Annotated in this window: 13 protein-coding genes; 6 read left to right on the top strand and 7 right to left on the bottom strand. The window is 68.8% G+C overall.

The window, feature by feature from the left end; translation table 11 throughout:
- Window positions 1-1398: L-aspartate oxidase (locus IQ458_RS18615; protein WP_203323757.1), on the top strand; the 1398-nt coding region annotated here is incomplete at its 5' end.
- Between the two features lie 80 nt (window positions 1399-1478).
- On the opposite strand, the gene IQ458_RS18610 is transcribed toward IQ458_RS18615, so the two are convergent.
- From IQ458_RS18610 to IQ458_RS18590, 5 genes are all read right to left on the bottom strand, one after another.
- On the bottom strand, window positions 1479-2366 hold the full coding sequence (locus IQ458_RS18610) for a U32 family peptidase (protein ID WP_203323756.1): 888 nt from the start codon (window positions 2364-2366) through the stop codon (window positions 1479-1481).
- 2 nt (window positions 2367-2368) lie between these two features.
- Window positions 2369-3367: a ubiquinone anaerobic biosynthesis protein UbiU gene (gene ubiU / locus IQ458_RS18605; RefSeq protein WP_183636496.1), complete on the bottom strand. Its 999-nt coding sequence runs from the start codon at window positions 3365-3367 to the stop codon at window positions 2369-2371.
- Complete coding sequence (locus IQ458_RS18600; protein ID WP_203323755.1) at window positions 3367-4941, bottom strand: UbiD family decarboxylase; 1575 nt, start codon at window positions 4939-4941, stop codon at window positions 3367-3369. Before IQ458_RS18600 ends, ubiU begins: the two co-directional genes overlap by 1 nt.
- Before the next feature lie 83 nt (window positions 4942-5024).
- The gene (locus IQ458_RS18595; RefSeq protein ID WP_203323754.1) at window positions 5025-6266 is read right to left on the bottom strand and encodes an alginate export family protein; all 1242 of its coding nucleotides are present in this window, start codon (window positions 6264-6266) and stop codon (window positions 5025-5027) included.
- A 52-nt stretch (window positions 6267-6318) separates the two neighbouring features.
- Window positions 6319-8406, bottom strand: a complete 2088-nt coding sequence (locus IQ458_RS18590; RefSeq protein ID WP_203323753.1) for a TonB-dependent copper receptor — start codon at window positions 8404-8406, stop codon at window positions 6319-6321.
- 225 nt (window positions 8407-8631) lie between these two features.
- Here IQ458_RS18590 and nirK point away from each other — a divergent pair, with 225 nt between their 5' ends.
- From nirK to IQ458_RS18560, 5 genes are all read left to right on the top strand, one after another.
- On the top strand, window positions 8632-9690 hold the full coding sequence (gene nirK / locus IQ458_RS18585) for a copper-containing nitrite reductase (protein ID WP_235997000.1): 1059 nt from the start codon (window positions 8632-8634) through the stop codon (window positions 9688-9690).
- Window positions 9691-9709: 19 nt separating this feature from the next.
- Window positions 9710-11095, top strand: a complete 1386-nt coding sequence (locus tag IQ458_RS19710) for an SUMF1/EgtB/PvdO family nonheme iron enzyme (protein ID WP_425504720.1) — start codon at window positions 9710-9712, stop codon at window positions 11093-11095.
- 29 nt (window positions 11096-11124) lie between these two features.
- Entirely contained in the window at window positions 11125-11583 is a 459-nt protein-coding gene (gene azu / locus IQ458_RS18570; RefSeq protein ID WP_183636511.1) for an azurin, read from the top strand.
- Between the two features lie 91 nt (window positions 11584-11674).
- Window positions 11675-11914, top strand: coding sequence for a hypothetical protein (locus IQ458_RS18565; RefSeq protein ID WP_192198641.1), 240 nt, complete (start codon window positions 11675-11677; stop codon window positions 11912-11914).
- 153 nt (window positions 11915-12067) lie between these two features.
- Window positions 12068-12610: a pilin gene (locus IQ458_RS18560; protein WP_203323751.1), complete on the top strand. Its 543-nt coding sequence runs from the start codon at window positions 12068-12070 to the stop codon at window positions 12608-12610.
- 42 nt (window positions 12611-12652) lie between these two features.
- On the opposite strand, the gene IQ458_RS18555 is transcribed toward IQ458_RS18560, so the two are convergent.
- Together IQ458_RS18555 and IQ458_RS18550 are read right to left on the bottom strand one after the other, a co-directional pair.
- The gene (locus IQ458_RS18555) at window positions 12653-13084 is read right to left on the bottom strand and encodes a group III truncated hemoglobin (protein ID WP_203323750.1); all 432 of its coding nucleotides are present in this window, start codon (window positions 13082-13084) and stop codon (window positions 12653-12655) included.
- 125 nt (window positions 13085-13209) lie between these two features.
- Complete coding sequence (locus IQ458_RS18550) at window positions 13210-17553, bottom strand: DEAD/DEAH box helicase (protein ID WP_203323749.1); 4344 nt, start codon at window positions 17551-17553, stop codon at window positions 13210-13212.
- Window positions 17554-17671: the final 118 nt, after the last annotated feature.

Here is a 17671-nt window from a genome sequence, read left to right as displayed (position 1 = left end):
GCGACCGCGCTGTCGGCCGCGCCGCGCAAGGTGCTGTTGCTGGGACGCGCGCCAGCCGGCATCGACTGTTGCACCGCGCTGGCCCAGGGCGGCATCGCCGCGGCGCTGGACAGCGGCGACAGCGCCGACGCGCATGCGCACGACACCCTGGCCGCCGGCGCCGATCACAACGACTACGACGCGGTCCGCTACCTGGTCGACAACGCGGTGATGGCGGTGCGCTGGCTGCAGGCGCAGGGGGTTCCCTTCGACCTGGAAGGCACGCGCTTCCTGCTGGGTCGCGAAGGCGGGCATCGGCGCAACCGCATCGTCCATGCCGGTGGCGACGCCAGCGGCGCCTCGCTGCTGCTGGCGCTGATCCGCGCGGCGCAGAACGCGCCGCATATCGACTGGCGTCCACCGGCGATGCTGGACGCGCTGCGGATCGGCGACCATGGCGTCAGCGGACTGCGCATCGCCTGGCCGGATGAAGGCCGCAGCGAGGACATCGACTGCGCCGAACTGGTGCTCGCCACCGGTGGCTGCGGCGCGCTGTTCGCGGCCAGCACCAATCCCTCCGGCGCCGACGGCAATGGGCTTGCGCTGGCGCTCGCCGCCGGCGCGCAGGCGCGCGACTTGGAGTTCGTCCAGTTCCATCCCACCGCACTGTCGGTCCGGGTCAACGGCGCGCTGCCGCTGATCACCGAAGCGCTGCGCGGCGCCGGCGCGCGCCTGTACGACGACGACGGCGCCCCGATCATGGCCGAGCGCCATCCGCTGGGCGATCTCGCGCCCCGCGACGTGGTGGCCCGGCAAGTGTGGCAGGCGCAACAGGCCGGCCAGCGCATCTGGCTGGATGCCACCCACCTGCACGAGACCTGGCTGCTGCAGTTCCCCACCGTGTACGCGCTGTGCCGCGCGCACGGCATCGATCCGCGGGTGCAACGCATCCCGGTAACCCCCGCCGCGCACTTCCACATGGGCGGCATCGCCGCGGATCTGGACGGGCGCACCGCGGTGGAAGGCCTGTACGCGGTTGGCGAGGCCGCCTGCAACGGCGTGCATGGCGCCAACCGGCTGGCCAGCAATTCGCTGCTGGAGGGCGTGGTCTACGGCCGCCGCCTGGGCCAGTCGCTGGCCGGCATCCATCGGCATCTGCTCACCGAACACGGCCGCTGGGTGGTGCGCGGACGCTCCGCCGACACGGCGGCGCTGCTCGAACTGCGCGCACTGACCTGGCGCGCGCTGGGACCGGTGCGCGACGGAGCGGTCATGCGCGAGGCGCGTGAGGAACTGGCGCGCGATGCCGGCCTTGCTGGCAGCTGGCAGGGCGAACTGGTCACGCAGATCCTGGACGCGGCGCTGGCGCGGACGCGCAGCCTGGGCGCGCATTACCGGAGCGACGCGCCGGTCGACTGAACCGCGCCGCACCTGTCATTCGAATTCGTGGCATGCGAAAGCGGCGGGATGACTCCCGCCGCTTCGTTCGACATCCGCCTTCAGGCCGGTTCCGGCGCCGCCAGCGACGCGCGTCCGGGTTTTCCATGCCAGTAGCCGTTGCGCGCCCCCAACCGTGGCGGCGGCAGTGGCGTGCGCAGCATCCGGTGGAAATGATCCACCACCGCCGCCATGTCGTCCTGCGCGGGCGACAGCCGCAGGATGTCCACGCCGCAGGCAATCAGCTCGTCGCGCTCGGGCGCCATGTCGACGATCTCCATGCCCTGCACCTGGATGCCGTTGATCACCATGAACGCCTCGCCTTCGCGGGTACCCAGCGGCAATCCGTCGGGATGCTCGATGCAGCGGAAACCGCAGTCGTCCTTGGGCACGTCGTAGGCGCGTGCGGTGAAGCAGCGCGCCGACCAGGCCAGCGGCAGGCGCCCCCAGGCCATGATTTCCAGCTCCGGCATCGGCGTGCCCTGCTCCACCATCCCCGCGCGCAGTTCCTCCAGCAACCGGCGCCCCTGCTCCACGCCCGGCACCCAGCGCATCAGCCCGTCCTCGATCAGCAGGCCAAGGGCGACGTGGTTGTAGACATTCAGCGTGGGTCCGGCCACGAACGGCAGGCCGCGCTCGCGGCAGACCTGCACGGCGGACAGATCGTTGGCTTCCAGCAGGAACGCGCCGTTCTCCGCCAGTCGCACCACCGTCGACAGTTCGGACTCGGCCTCGATCAGGGCCAGCGACGACAGCACGATCTGCTTGCCGCTGCCGGCCAGTTCCTCGGCCAGCGCCAGCCAGTCGCGGGTGCGCAGTTCGCGGCGCTTGCTGCACACGGTCTCGCCGAGATAGAGGATGTCCAGCGGCCACCGCGCGGCCTCGCGGTAGAAGGCCAGCACGCGCTCGCGCGGCCAGAAATACTGCAATGGTCCAAGACTGAGTTTCATCGTCAATGCCAGGCGCGGTGATAGGGGCCGAGGGTGGTCTGCTGGCCCTCGGCGTGGGCGGAAAGATCGGCCTGCCAGTCCTCGCGCAGGCGCCAGTCGGCCGGCGCGCGCGCCTGCGCGTCGATGGCCTCGCGCCAGACCCGGGTCACGGTGCGCACGTACGCCGCACCGCGCTGCCGGCCCTCGATCTTCAGCGCCGCCACGCCAGCCTCGGCCAGGCGCGGCAGCAATTCCAGGGTGTTGAGGCTGGTGGGTTCCTCCAGTGCATGGAAGATCTCGCCGCCGACGGCGTAGCGCCCCTTGCACACGGTGGGATAGCCGGCCGGCTCGGTCGCGCCGAAACGATCGATGAGCATGCCGTTCAGGCGCACGCTGCGTCCCTGGTCCGGATGTTCCTCCCAGCGCACGAAGCTGGCCGGCGAACACACGCCGTGGCGATTCGGCGACACCCCGGTGACGTAGCTGGACAGCTGGCAGCGTCCCTCCACCATGATGCACAGGCTGCCGAACGCGAACACCTCCAGCGGCACCGGCGAGGCCTGGCACAGTCGCTCGACCTGCTGCACCGACAGCACGCGCGGCAATACCGCGCGGGCGATGCCGAAGCGCTCGTGCGCATAGCGCAACGCCGCGGCGGTGGTCGCCGAACCCTGCACCGACAGATGCCTCGCCAGCCCGGGGTGTTGCCGCGACGCGTAGTGCAGCACCGCCATCTCGGCGGCGATGATGGCGTCGGCGCCGAACGCGGCCGCCTGATCCACCGCATGCCGCCATTGCGGCAGCCGCGCGCTGTCCGGGTACGTGTTCAGCGCCAGGTACACCTGGCGTCCGCGCGCATGCGCATAGGCGATGCCTTCGCGCATCTCGGCGTCGTCGAAGTTCAGGCCGGGAAACGCGCGCGCGTTGGTCTGGTCGCGGAAGCCCGCGTAGACCGCGTCGGCGCCGGCGTCGATGGCGGCCTTCAGCGCCGGCAGGTTGCCGGCGGGACATACCAGTTGCATCAGGGAGTTCTCCAGTCGGCGGAAGGCACGGGACGCGGCGTCCACGCGGAGACCGCTTCGATGCCGGCTTCGACCTGGTTCGCGTCGGGATTTCCAGCCTCGGCGGCGGCGGTCCGGCATACCTGCCGCCACAATGCATCCACGCGCTGCTCGACCTGCGGATCCAGGGTGATCGGGCGCCCCCATTCGCGCGCGCTCTCGCCGGCCCATTTTCGGGTCGCGTCCAGGCCGAGCTTGGAGCCCACGCCCGAGACCGGGGTGGCGAAATCCAGGTAGTCGATCGGCGTGTTCTCCACCAGCATGCTGTCGCGCGCCGGATCCACCCGGGTGGACACCGCCCAGATCACCTGCGCCCAGTCGCGCACGTCGATGTCCTCGTCGGTGACGATGACGAACTTGGTGTAGGTGAACTGGCGAAGGTAGGACCAGATGCCCATCATCACCCGCCGTGCGTGTCCGGCGTACTGCTTGCGGATGCTGACCACCGCCACCCGGTACGAGCACGCCTCCGGCGGCAGGTAGAAGTCCACGATCTCCGGGAACACCTTGCGCAGGATCGGCACGAAGATGTCGTTCAGCGCCATCGACAGCACCGACGGTTCGTCGAACGGCGCCCGCCCCATGTAGCTGCCGTGGTAGATGGCGTCGCGACGCAGGCGCATGCGCTCGATGGTGAGCACCGGGAAGTGCGCCTGCGCGTTGTAGTAGCCGGTGTGATCGCCGAACGGGCCTTCCAGCGCGGTGTCGCCGGGATGGATGAAACCCTCCAGCAGGATTTCCGCGCCCGCCGGCGCATCCAGGCCGGTCAACGCGCTGCGCCAGACCCGCGTGCGCGCGGCCCGCAGCAGGCCAGCGAATTCGTATTCCGACAGCGTGTCCGGCACCGGCGCCACCGCCGCCAGCAGCGTGGCCGGATCGGCGCCGATCGCGACCAGCACCGGAAAGGGCTTCTCCGGATGCGCGGCCTGCCAGCTGGCGTAATCGAGCGCGCCGCCGCGATGCGGCAGCCAGCGCATGATCACCCGGTTGCGGCCGATCACCTGTTGCCGGTAGATCGCCACGTTCTGCCGCTGCTGATGGATGCCGCGGGTAATCACCAGGCCGAAGGTGATCAGGCGATCGACGTCTTCCGGCCAGCAGCGCTGGATCGGCAGGCGTCCCAGATCGACGTCCCCGCCTTCCAGCACCTGTTCGTTGAACGCGGCGGCGTCGACCACCCGCGGCGCGACGTAGGCCAGTTGCGCCAGCCCCGGCCAGTCGGACAGCGCGCTGCGCAGATTGCCGGGCCAGCGCGGTTCCTTGATGCTGGCCAGCAGTTCGCCCAGTTCACGCAACGAGGCCAGCGGCCGGCCGGCCAGCGCCAGCTCGATTCGGCGGCGATGGCCGAACAGATTGCCCAGCAACGCATGGTTCGAACCTGCGTTGTGCATCAGCAGCGCCGGCCCGGATTCGCGCAGGGCCCGCAGGCTCAGCGCGGTGCTTTCCAGCTCCGGGCTGACCGGCGCGTCGATGTCCAGCAACTGTCCGTGTGCGGAAAGATGCTCCAGGAATTCGCGCAGATCGTGGAAGGCCATGCCGCGTCCTGTGGCGGGAAGGAGGCGGCATTGTCCTCACGCCCCGCCACGGGACACATTGATCCACGTCAAGCCGGAACGGCTCAGTACGTGTACTGCACCTGCACCCAGAACTTGTCGGTATCCACCGTGCGGGAGGTGTCACTGCTGCGGTAGCTCGCCAGCTTGAGCAGGCCTTCCAGTCCCTTCACGCCGGGTATCGCGCGGCGCCAGGACAGATCCAGCTCGCGGCCGAAACGGTCGCCGCCGCGATCGCTGCGGAAGTCGTGGTACCAGGTTTGCCATTCGCCACCGCCCAGCGGCAGGCTGAAGCCGGCGTAGGCATCGCGCAGTCCGTCGGTCGGGGTGGTCAGGAACTGATCGGCCCAACCCTGGAACGCGTGCTTGGTCGCCAGTGGTGTCTGGAACGCGCGGTTGCCCGTGCCGCCGCCGCCCGCGCCCAGCACTTCGTAGCCGGCCTTCCACTGGATGTCCTGCCAGCGGTAGCCGGCTTCGGCCAGCCAGTAGCGGCTGTCCAGCCGCCACGGGTTTCCCGCCAGCTCGCGCTGCCGGGCGTGTTCCAGCACGTAGGAGAACCCGCCGGCCTTGCCCTGCACGCGCAGGCCGCTGGTGCGGCTGGAAAGCGTGCCCAGCGGCGCGCCCGCGACCACCGCGATGTTGTCGAGGCCCAGCCGGTAGTGGTAGCCGATCGCGGTCAGGTTCGGCGAGAACGCGTACTGCGCCTGCAACAGGTGGCTGTGGCCCTCGATGTCGGCCGGTGCGGTGCGGCTGACTGGGCGGGTGTCGTCCGGGCCGAACACGCTGTTGATGTTGTCCAGGTACGCATACATCAGCTTCCAGCCGGCGCCCGGCGTCAATTCGATCATCGCGCCATCGTAGGTCTGCTCGTTCTGCCGCCAGCCCACGCCGCCGACGAAGCGCTGGTTGCCCAGGTTGATGCGCTGGCGGCCGACCTGCGCGTTGCCCCAGTCCGCCGCATAGCGGATCAGCGCCTGGTTGACCTCGGTGCCTTCCGGGTCGCCGACCGTGGCGTAGCCGGCGTGGCCGTTGCGGGTGTCGTTGAAGTGTTCCGCGCCCAGGTGGTGGACATCGTCGATTTCCACCAGCCCGGACAGGCCGTGCCAGCGTGGCGTGCGATAGCCGATGCGGGTGCGCAGGGTATGCGCCTTGGCGGTGTCGAGCGCATTGTCCTGATCGACCTGCTCGAAGCGGTAGCGGGCATCCAGGATCAGTTTGCCGCCGATGTCCTCCGGCGAGGCGGCGATGGCCGGAAGCGCGAGGGCCAGGCAAGGCAGGCCCAGCAGTCCGCCGATGAGATGTTTCATGCGTGTGTTCCCCTTTTTTCTTCGTGCTTGGAAGGCTCGTGTCGATGCGCGCTCAGTAGCGGTAGTTGAGCTTCAACCAGGCGGTGCGGCCGGGTTCGTTGATGCGCACCGGATCGGCCGGATAGCCGAACGCGCTGTTGCCGCCCAGGTTGAGGTGTTCGCTGTAGGCGCGGTCGAACAGGTTGTCGATGCCGGCGGTGAGTTGCAGCCGGTCGCTGAAGCGGTAGCCACCGTTGACCGAGAACACCGCGAAGCCCGCGCTCGGGCCGAGATCGCGTCCCACCACGTTGCCCTGCCCCGTGCTCACCCGATCCTGATCGTCGACGATGCGCAGCAGCGTGCCCCACGACCAGCGCCGGTATTCGCGGCTGGCCGACAGGCGCAGTTCCAGCGGGGTCATCTGCGGCAGCGGCTTGCCGCTGGCGCGATCCTCGCCCCAGGCGTAGGCCAGCGCGCCGCCGAGTTTCCAGCCATCGGCCGGCCGCCACTCCACGCCCGCCTCGCCGCCGCGGATGTCGGCATCGATGTTGCGCGCGCGGGTGGTCGCGCCCATGCCCATCATCCCGGGCAGGTAGTCGAACAGGATGTAGTCCTGCATGCGGCCGGCATAGACCGATACCCACGCCTCGACGCGTTCGCCGCGGTACTGCAGGCCCAGGTCGAGCTGGGTGGTGCGCTCGGGCTGGACGCCGGCGAAGGCGTTGGCCGCACCGGCCGGTCCGCGCTTGGGCGAAAACAGTTCCCAGTAGTCGGGCATGCGCTGGGTGTGGCCCAGACCCACATAGGCGCCGAGACGCCCGGACATGTTGTATTCGTAGCGGACGAACGCGCTGGGCAGGGTTTCGCGGCGTTCCTGGCCGGCGGTCGGATTGGGCATCGGCATCATCCCGCCGGTGCTGCGACGCAGATCCCGCACCTGCGCGCGGTCCAGGCGCAGTCCGCTCATCAGGTGGTGCTTGTCGGTGATGTGCCAGTGCGATTCGGCGAATGCGCCGAAGGTGCGGAAGCGCGCATCCACCGTCCACGGCTGCAGCCGGTAGGTGCCGCGCCCCATGCCGCTGCGCTGGCGATGGCGACTGTCGCGCAGATCCACGCCGGCGGTGATTTCCCATTCGCCCTGCTGCCAGGTCGCGGCCGCGCGCCCGCCCCAGGTGCGGTGGCCGACGTTGCTGGCCATCGGCATCGGCATGCTGCTGGACGGATCCGGCCGCCGCAGCGTGTAGTTGTCCATCACGTGATCGACGTCGTTGAGGTACAGGTTGGCCTTGAAGGCATCCAGCACGCCGCCGATGTCGCTCTTCTCGAAGCGCAGGCCGAGGCTGTCGCGACGGAAACGCGATCCGTCCATGCCGCGACCGGCGTAGCGCGCCTGCGCGTCGCCGGTGCCGGCGCTCAGTTCCAGCACGGTGTTCGCGCCCGGCGTCCAGCCCAACGCGGCATCGGCGTTCCACTTGCGCCATGCCGACGGCACCTCGTCGCCATTGCCATCCTGGTAGTCGTCCGCTTCCGAACGGTTGCCGCCCAGTCGCACATAACCGGTGGAGTTGCCGAGGGTGGCGTCCACCACCTGGTCGTTGCGGTTTCGGCTGCCGGCCAGCGCGCTGGCGTTGACGCGCACGCCGGGGCGGTCGAAGTACGGAATCTCGCGTTCGAAGCGCACCGTGCCCGCCGATGCGCCACCGCCCCACAGCACCGTCTGCGGTCCCTTGATGACCACCAGGCGATCGTAGGTTTCCGGCGCGATGTAGGACATCGCGTTGTCCATGCGCGAGGGACAGGCGCCGCTCAATGCACCGTCGTTGGTCATCAGGTTCAACCGCGATCCGAACATGCCGCGCAGCACCGGGTCACCGTTGGTGCCACCGCTGCGCAACAGCGCGAAGCCGGGAATCGTCTTCAGGTAATCGGCGCCGTCGCTCGCCGGCACCGGCTGGCGCGGCAGTTTGGGATCGGTGACGAAGGTGGTCGCCATCGCCGGCGCCACGCCGACCACGACCACGCCATCGAGTTCGGTGGGCGAAGCGGGTCCTGCGTCATGCACATGCTGGCCGGCATCGTTGGGCGGCGCCTCGGCGGCGAGCACCATCGAAACCGGTGCGAGCGCGAGGGACAGGGCGACGGCAAGACAATCTCTACGCATGACACGACACTCCGTTTAGGTCGGTGCCATTGTCTGGAGTCGCTCCAACCTTGGGATGCGTCAGGTTGTCGCAGGCGGGGGCGATCTTGATCCATGTCAAGCGGGTCGCATTTGCCGGCTTTTTTCGCCGAATCGGGGTCGGCGATTGATGCAAATCAAGGCGACCACGAAGGTCGGACAACTAACGTTCCCCCATCGGCCCAAGGCCATGACAAGGAACGCGCCATGAAGCGCAAGAGCAACTCCCTGCTTTATTACGCCCTCGCCTGCGCGATGGGCGCCACGCTGGCCGGCAACGCCCTTGCCGGCGATGCCTCCGCCCCGCTGGGCGAACCGATCAAGGCGGTCCTGACCGCCCCGCCGATGGTGCCGCCGCCGATCACGCGCAGCACGCCGGCCAAGGTCATCGTCGACCTGGAAGTGGTCGAGAAGGAGATGAAGATCTCCGACGGCGTGACCTACAACTTCTGGACCTTCGGTGGTTCGGTGCCGGGCAGTTTCATCCGCGTGCGCCAGGGCGACACGGTGGAGTTCCACCTGAAGAACCACCACAGCTCGCACATGCCGCACAACATCGACCTGCATGCCGTCACCGGCACGGGCGGCGGCGCCGAGGCGACGTTCACCCTGCCCGGCCACGAAACGCAGTTCACCTTCAAGGCGCTGAATCCCGGCCTGTACGTCTACCACTGCGCGATGCCGCCGGTCGGCATGCACATCGCCAACGGCATGTACGGCCTGATCCTGGTCGAGCCGCCGGAAGGCCTGCCGAAGGTGGACAAGGAGTTCTACGTGATGCAGGGCGACTTCTACACCGAGGGCAAGTACGGCGAACCCGGCCTGCAGCCCTTCAGCCTGGAAAAGGCCATCGACGAGCATCCGACCTACGTGGTGTTCAACGGCGCGGAAGGATCGCTGACGGGCGACAACGCGCTGCAGGCCAAGGCCGGCGAGAGCATCCGCATGTTCGTCGGCAATGGCGGCCCCAACCTGGTGTCCAGCTTCCACGTCATCGGCGAGATCTTCGACAAGGTCTACATGGAAGGCGGCAGCAAGTACCAGGAAAACGTGCAGACCACGCTGGTGCCTGCCGGTGGCGCGACCATCGTCGAGTTCAAGGCCGACGTGCCGGGCAACTTCGTGCTGGTCGACCACAGCATCTTCCGCACCTTCCACAAGGGCTCGCTGGGCATCCTGAAGGTCGACGGTGAAGCCAAGCACGACATCTACACCGGCCAGCAGTCCAGCAAGGAGTACCCGCAGGGCGAACCTGCCGGCAAGTAAGCGAAGAAACCCCGTGAGGATGCCCATGTACCGGAGACTGCCCGCCCTGTTGCTTGCAAGCCTCGTCGCGCCGGCGATGGCGAGCGGTCCCGGCTACGTGGACGTGCCGGGCGGAAGCTTCCGCTCGGCCATCCGCTACGAGGAAAGCAGCGACGCGCGTTCCGTCCCGGCCTTCGCCCTGATGGAACGCGCGGTCAGCAATGCCGACTTCGCCCGCTTCGTCGAACGGCAGCCGCAATGGCGACGGGACCGGGTGCCGGCGCTGTTCGCCGGTCCCGGTTACCTCGGGCACTGGGAGAGCGCCACCGTGCCGGGCGCGGCGGTCGACGCGGACGCGCCGGTGGTGCAGGTCAGCTGGTACGCCGCCGATGCCTACTGCCGCGCGCAGGACGCGCGCCTGCCGACCTTCCTGGAATGGGAATACGTCGCCGCCGCCGATGCCGACCGGCGCGACGCCCGCGCCGACCAGGGCTGGCAGGCCCTCCTGCTCAACGACGCCACCGCCCGCGCGATCGATGCCGGCGACGCGCCGCCCAACGCCTACGGCATCCACGGCCTGCATGGCGTGGCGTGGGAATGGGTGGACGACTTCGCCACCCTGATGGGCGACAGCGACAAGCGCGGCGCAGACGACGGCGACAAGCTCAAGTATTGCGGCGCCACCTCGCTGGCCTTCAACNTATTGCGGCGCCACCTCGCTGGCCTTCAACGACCGCCAGCACTACGGGGTGATGAAACGCTTCGCCCTGCTGTCCGCCCTGCAACCGGTCAACACCCTCGGCAACCTCGGATTCCGCTGCGCAAGGAGCCAGCCATGAAGATGCCCCTTTCTTTCCTCCTGCTCGGGCTGGCGCTTCTGCAGCCCGGCCTCCCCGCCGCCGCGCAGACGCTGCCGGGCGATTCCCTCTACCAACTGGACGCGAAGGTCACCGACCAGGACGGCAACACCGGCCAATGGCGGGATCTGCGCGGCAAGCCACGCATCGTGTCGATGTTCTACACCAACTGCCACCTCATGTGCCCGCTCATCATCGAGAACGGCAAGGCGGTGCAGAAACAGCTGACGCCCGCCGAACGCGCGCGCGTGGAGCTGGTGATGATCAGCCTGGATCCCGCCCGCGACACCCCGCAGGCCCTGCGCGAGACCGCGCAACGGCACCGCGTGCCCGCGCAATGGCGGTTCCTGCAACCCGGCGCCAACGATGCCCGCGCGATCGCCAGCGTGCTCGACGTGCGCTACCGCCCGCGCGAGGACGGCAGCATCAACCACACCAGCGTGCTGGTGCTGGTGGATGCCGATGGCCGCGTCCTCGCCCGCTCCGAGGTGGCCAGCGCGATACCGGATCCGGCTTTCGTCGCCGCCGTCCGCACCGCGCTGTCCTCCTCCGTTTCTCCTGTCCATTGAATCCCCGCAACCACACCAAGGAGTTTCCGATGAAAGTCGTTTCCGCTTCCCTGCTCGCCCTGGGCCTGATGGCCGCCGCCGGCATGGCCCAGGCCGCCAACAACTGCACCGTCAGCCTGAAGGGCGACGACGCGATGAAGTTCGATCTGAAGACGGCCACCGTCTCGGCCAGTTGCCCGACGATCACCATCGAGCTGGCCCACACCGGCAAGATGCCGGCCGCCGCGATGGGCCATAACGTGGTCATCTCCGCCGCCAAGGACATGGACGGCATCGCCCGCGACGCCATCAAGGCCGGCGTGGGCAACCACTACGTGCCCAAGGGCGACGCCCGCGTGCTCGCCGCCACCACCCTGATTGGCGGCGGCCAGAAGACCAGGATCACGCTCCCCGGCAAGAAGCTGACCGCCGGCGGCGACTACAACTTCTTCTGCAGCTTCCCCGGCCACTCCACCTTGATGAAGGGCAAGTTGGTGGTGACCAAGTAGTTCGCCGGGGACAGGAGCGCCGGGGCCGGTTTGCCGGCGCTCCTGCTTTCACCGTCGCATTTCCTTTCCCATACTGACCGTCGGTACCGCCATGGAATACCACATCCCCCTCCCCGGCCCGTCCGTGGATCCAATCACCATCGAACGGGTGTTGCAGGAATTCGATCCCGCCGGCCTGGTCGACCTGGACGCCAAGGCGGGCAAGCTGCGCATCTCCACCGTGGTGATGGACATCGAACTGGTGTTCATCATGGAACAGGCCGGACATCCGGTGCGCCTGACCCAGATCGAACGCATTGCCTCGGTGTGCTGCGGAGGTTGCAGCGGGTAACCACCGATGAGGGCCCAAGGGACGCCGCCATTTCGCCGCTCCTTCCACCTCCTCGATGGCATCGAGGTGGCATCCCGGAAATTCGGACAAATCCGATATTTTTCGACGTACCCCACAATCATGCTTGCGAAATTTCGTCACGCATGATGCTTCATGAACGCCCGCGCACAAGGATTCACACTCGTCGAATTGATGATCGCCCTGGCCGTCATCTCACTGCTGCTTGCGCTCGCACTACCGGCGTATCGCGACTATCGAATCCGCGCCGCCTTCAGCGAAGGCCTGAACGCGGCTTCACAGATCAAGCTGGCGGTGAACGAATACGTCTTCACGGAGGGAAACCCGCGCGACCGGTTGCAGGGCATCGGCTGGCGCCCCGGAGCGATCGGCCACACCCCTTGGCGGACGTCGGAGCAACTTGGTTACCGGCCCTACATGACCTTCAGCGGCAAACCCGGCAGCTACAATTTCTGGGTCGACGCCAGTGCGCGCGGCGAGATATTCGTGCGGATGATGGGCGACTCCATCGCCCGCTGTCGACCGGCGTTGGGAGGGCCGCTGACCGTCGTGCTGGTGCCGACGCTGGACGCCAACGCGACCACCTTGAGCTGGACCTGCAGGGTCTACCAGGGTGATGGCAGCACCGATCCTGCTTGCGTCCCCGCCAACTGCCAGACGCCCTACAAGCGTTCTTGACGTCGGAATGACGTCGCGAGGCGCTCACGCACCGGCCGCACTTCAGCTCACCGGCAACGGCGAAGGCACCACTGTGGGCAGTTGCCTGGCCTGATAGCGTTGCCAGAAATGGTTGGCCATGCGCAGCGCGGCATCGTCGGCCTCGTGGCGCATCGCTTCGTTGCCGCAATCGGCGGTGGTCTGGCGGAACAACGCCAGCCAGCGCAGGAACATGGCTTCGGTCAGCCCGGCCATTCCCAGGTGGCAGCCCACCGGAGCACCATGAAACCGCCGGGTTCCGCGCAACAACGACGACCAGAACGCGACCAGAAGCGAATGGTGCGCGGCCCAGTCCCGCACGCGCTTCTCGAAAAAATGACCCAGCAGATCGTCCCGGCGCACACGCAGGTAGAACGTCTCCACCAGCCTGACGACCTCCGCCTCACTGCACAGGCCGAGGCCCGGGCCACCGTCTTCGGGGGGATGGATGCGCATCGGGCCTTTCCGGATCGTGGACCCGCGCACCGTACCGCATCGCGCGCGGATTCCAATTGATCGCGATCAAGCCGCCGGGAGGCCGTCGTGGCGGTGATGTTGTATCGCGCGGCGCATGGCCGCCGCTATCCCGCGTGCGCCGGCACCTGCGGTTCCATCCCGGCATGCATCACCCGTTGCAGGACGCGGCCGGCCTCCTGCTGTTCGTGCAGCGGCAATCCGTCGAGGAAGCGCACTTCGCCACCGGCCAGCACCGCGACCGCCAGGCCATCGCGATAGAGCACGCGCGCGCCGGGCACGCGCGCGACCTTCTCGCCCGGTAGCAGTGTGCCCAGCAGGTTGGCCGGATCGGTGGCGGCGATCGCCAGCCACTTGCCATTGGCGGGCCGGCGGCGCACCTGGCGCAGCGCGGCGACGGCTTCCGGCAAGGCGAACTGTTCGCCCGGGATGCCGGTGATGAAGCGGCCGCCGCGGATTTCACCGCGTGCTTCCAGGCGCTGGTAGATCCGTACCAGCTCGCGCCAGGGCGGCAGCCATGCGGCCTCGCGTTCGAGCAGCCGCCAGCAGACCACACCGTAGCGCCGCAGCAGCATGCGCGCGACGTGTTCGACCGCCTCGGCCCGGGCCTCGCCACTGCCCGATGGCGCACCGGCGCGGATCAGCGCCCAGCGGCCGGCGTCCTGGATGCCGAACATCGGCTTGCGGCGGCGATGGCGGGATCCGCCATCGCGCTTGGACGCGGGGACCAGCAACGCCCGCAGGCCGCCGAAACTGTCGCAATGGACCCGGCCCCGCACCACCAGTTCGGCCAGCGCGTCTTCCAGTTCGGTGCGCAACAGATGCGCGCCGTCGCCGATTTCATCGAAGAACGAGGCGCCGTGCGCGCCGAGATAATCCACCACGCGGCGCGCGCGCGAACCCAAATCGTCATCGTCCACCGGCGCGGGGGCCAGGCGCGTCCACAGCGGCGCCTGGCGACGCGGCAACAGCAGGATGGGCGTGCCGCGCAACGAAATATTGCCGCGCCCGCCACCCTCGCTCGCGGGCGGACGCAGCCGCGTCCACAGCGTGCGTCCCGCGGTGCACAGATCATCCAGCCAATGAATCGCGTAACCACGCACGCGCGCGGGCAGCAGGTCCGCTTCCCAACTGGCGGCGGGCGCTTCGAATCCTTCCAGTTGCCCCAGTACGCCGGCCAGCGCTTCCGGTCCACTGACCCGCTCCGCCTCGCTCAGGTGCTGCCAGTCGAACAGGAACCGCTGGAAATCGCGCGGTTCGACCGGTTCTATTTCGCGCCGCAGTTGCTTGAGCGTGTAGCGATGGATGCGCGCCAGCAGGTGACGCTCGCACCACTCCTCCTCGCGCGCGCCGGGCGTGAAATGACCCTGCATCACGTAGCCTTCGCTCTGCAGGGCCAGCAATGCCGGATCCACCTCGTTCACCGGCAATGCCAGCGAATGCGCGAGCGCGGTGGCGGTCACCGGCCCCAGCGAGGTCAGGCGCGCGCGCAGCAGTTCGCGCAACGCGGTCTCGCGCGGCCAGTCGGCCTGCGCGTATTCGTCGGGCGCCTCGACCACCGGCTCGATCGGCGCGGCGGGAAACAAGGCGCGCAGCATCGGCAACTGCTCAGTCGCCAGCCACAGCGCCCGCGCGCCGCCGTTGCCCACCTGCATGCGGGTGGAGCGTCCGTCCGCCGCCAGTGCCCGCAGCCATTCCTGCCAGCCGGCGTTGTCGGCGGCTTCATCGGCGGTGATGGCGCCCACGCCGGTTAGTGCTTCATGCATCTCGTCGGGATTGCGCGGCTGCGGCCAGGCTTCCGCGCGCACCGCCTGGATCGCGCCGATGTCCAGTTTGCCGAGTTCGTCGGCCGATTCGGCCTCGCGATAGAGCCGGCTCTGCACCGCCTGGGTGCGGCGTTCCTCCAGCGGCGCGTCGTCGAGGAAGGCATAGGGACGCGCGTTGATCACTTCGGCCGCCAGCGGCGACGGCAGCGGCAGGTCCCGCGCGACCACTTCGATCTTCCCGGCCTCCAGCCGGCGCAGCAATTGCAGCCAGCCGTCGGCGTCCATCGCCTCGTGCAGGCAGTCGTCCAGGGTCTGCGCGACCAGCGGGTGATCCGGAATCTCGCGCTCGCCGACGATGTTTTCCAGGCAGGCCACCTGATCCGGGAACACCGTCGCCAGCAGATCCTCGGACTTCATCCGCTGCAACTGCGGCGGCACTTTGCGGCCGCCGACGAAGCGCGGAAGTGCCAGTGCGGTGGTGGCGTTCCAGCGCCAGCGCACGCCGAACAGCGGCGCATCCAGCAGCGCCTGGATCAGCACGTCCAGCGCCGAGGACGAATGCAGGTAGCGCGAGACCTCGATCAGCGGGAAGCTGTGGCTGGTCGACAGTGACAGGATGATCGCGTCCTCGGTCGCGGCGGCCTGCAGTTCGAAATTGAACTGGCGGCAGAAGCGCTTACGCAGGGCCAGGCCCCAGGCACGGTTGAGCCGGCTGCCGAACGGCGAATGCAGGATCAGCTGGGTACCGCCGGATTCGTCGAAGAAACGCTCCAGCACGATCCGCGACTGGCTGGGCACCTGGCCCAGCGCGGCCAGGGTCTTGTCCAGGTAGTCGGCGATCTGGCGCGCGGCTTCCTCGTCCAGCGCCACCTCCTGCATCAGCCAGCGCATGCCGGCGTCCACGCCGTCCGCGATGATCGCGGCGGCCACGGCTTCGCGCAGGCGCGACACGCCGAACGACAGTTCATCGCTGCGTCCGGGTGCCTCACCCAGCCAGAACGGGATGTTGGGCGGTGCGCCGCGCGCATCCTCCACCCGCACCCGGCCCGGTTCCACCCGCAGGATGCGGTAGCTGGCGTTGCCCAGTTGGAACACGTCGCCGGACAGGCTTTCGACCGCGAAGTCCTCGTTGACGGTGCCGATGGTGTGCGCTTCCGGTTCCAGGATCACCGCGTAGTCGCCGGTGTCGGGAATGGTGCCGCCGGACATCAGCGCGGTCATCCGCGCGCCCTTGCGCTCACGCAAGCGGTGATGCACGGCATCGCGGTGCAGATAACCCGCGCGTGGGCCGCGCCGGGTGCTGAAGCCCTCGGCCAGCATCCGCACCACCGCCGCGTAATCCTCGCGCGCCAGCATGGCATATGGCGCCGCCCGCCGGACCAGCGCATACAGCGCGTCCTCGTCCCATTCACGGCTGGCGGTCTCGGCCACCAGTTGCTGGGCGAGCACGTCCAGCGGCGCGATCGGGATCCGCAGTGCATCCAGCTCGCCGCGGCGGACGCAATCCAGCAGCGCCGCGCATTCGATCAGTTCGTCGCGCGACTGCGGGAACAGGCGCGCCTTCGGCACTCCGCCCACCGCATGGCCGGAACGGCCCGCGCGTTGCAGGAACGTGGCGATGGAGCGTGGCGAGCCCAACTGGCACACCAGATCCACGTCACCGATGTCCAGGCCCAGTTCCAGCGACGCGGTCGCCACCAGCACCTTCAGATCGCCGCGCTTGAGCCGCTGTTCGGCATCCAGCCGCGCTTCCCTGGCCAGGCTGCCGTGGTGCGCCGCCACGCCCTCCTTGCCCAGCCGCTCGCCGAGGTGGCGGGCGGCGCGTTCGGCCATGCGCCGGGTATTGACGAACACCAGCGTGGTGCGGTGTTCGCGCACCAGCGCCGCGACCCGGTCGTAGACCTGTTCCCACTGGTCGTTGGACATCACCGCGCCCAGCGGCGTCGGCGGCAGCTCCAGTGCCAGATCGCGCTGCTTGCCGTAGCCGATGTCGACGATTTCGCAATGCGGCGGTTCCGGCCCTTCGCCCGCGCCTACCAGGAAGCGCGCCACCGCGTCGATGGGTTTCTGGGTCGCCGACAGGCCGACCCGCACCGGCGGCTGCGCGCACAGCGCCTGCAGGCGTTCCAGCGACAGCGCCAGGTGGCTGCCGCGCTTGCTGGCGGCAACCGCGTGGATTTCGTCGACGATCACCGTGCGCACGCTGGACAGCATGCTGCGGCCGGAAGCCGAACCCAGCAGCACGTACAGTGATTCGGGCGTGGTCACCAGCACGTGCGGCGGCTTGCGGAACACTTTCTGGCGCTCACCGGCCGGCGTGTCGCCGGTGCGCACCGCTGTGCGGATCTCGACGTCGGGCAGGCCCATGTCCGCGAGTTCGGCGCGGATGCCGGCCAGCGGCGCGTCGAGGTTGAGGTGGATGTCGTTGGACAGCGCCTTCAGCGGCGAGACGTAGACCACGGCGGTCTCGTCCGGCAACCCGCCCTCGTCCAACCCGCGCCGGACCAGGTCGTCGAGTGCGGCGAGGAAGGCCGTCAGGGTCTTGCCCGAACCAGTCGGGGCCGCCACCAGCGTATGGCGGCCCGCGCGGATCGCCGGCCACGCGGCGCGCTGGGCCGGCGTGGGCCCGGGAAACGTGCGCCCGAACCAGCGGGCGACGGCGGGATGGAACGAGTCCAGCGGCATGGCGGCGACGATACCGGGAAACCTCCCGGAAAACGGTGAAAACCTGGAGCCGAGATGGTGCTGTTTGATCGCGGATCCAAGCGCGTGGGGTGAACGGATGCCGTCCGTGGGTTCCGTT

The organism is Pseudoxanthomonas beigongshangi, assembly GCF_016820515.1.
GTDB classification, from domain to species: domain Bacteria; phylum Pseudomonadota; class Gammaproteobacteria; order Xanthomonadales; family Xanthomonadaceae; genus Pseudoxanthomonas_A; species Pseudoxanthomonas_A beigongshangi.
This window is presented reverse-complemented; position numbering and strand designations above follow the sequence as displayed.

Bases quoted from the DNA above. Each gene is read 5' to 3' on its own strand.
- azu (WP_183636511.1), top strand. From the start codon at position 11,125: ATGAAAGTCGTTTCCGCTTCCCTGCTCGCCCTGGGCCTGATGGCCGCC.
- IQ458_RS18590 (WP_203323753.1), bottom strand. From the start codon at position 8,406: ATGCGTAGAGATTGTCTTGCCGTCGCCCTGTCCCTCGCGCTCGCACCG.
- ubiU (WP_183636496.1), bottom strand. From the start codon at position 3,367: ATGCAACTGGTATGTCCCGCCGGCAACCTGCCGGCGCTGAAGGCCGCC.
- IQ458_RS18600 (WP_203323755.1), bottom strand. From the start codon at position 4,941: ATGGCCTTCCACGATCTGCGCGAATTCCTGGAGCATCTTTCCGCACAC.
- IQ458_RS18595 (WP_203323754.1), bottom strand. From the start codon at position 6,266: ATGAAACATCTCATCGGCGGACTGCTGGGCCTGCCTTGCCTGGCCCTC.
- IQ458_RS18555 (WP_203323750.1), bottom strand. From the start codon at position 13,084: ATGCGCATCCATCCCCCCGAAGACGGTGGCCCGGGCCTCGGCCTGTGC.
- IQ458_RS18550 (WP_203323749.1), bottom strand. From the start codon at position 17,553: ATGCCGCTGGACTCGTTCCATCCCGCCGTCGCCCGCTGGTTCGGGCGC.
- IQ458_RS18565 (WP_192198641.1), top strand. From the start codon at position 11,675: ATGGAATACCACATCCCCCTCCCCGGCCCGTCCGTGGATCCAATCACC.
- IQ458_RS18610 (WP_203323756.1), bottom strand. From the start codon at position 2,366: ATGAAACTCAGTCTTGGACCATTGCAGTATTTCTGGCCGCGCGAGCGC.
- IQ458_RS18560 (WP_203323751.1), top strand. From the start codon at position 12,068: ATGAACGCCCGCGCACAAGGATTCACACTCGTCGAATTGATGATCGCC.
- nirK (WP_235997000.1), top strand. From the start codon at position 8,632: ATGAAGCGCAAGAGCAACTCCCTGCTTTATTACGCCCTCGCCTGCGCG.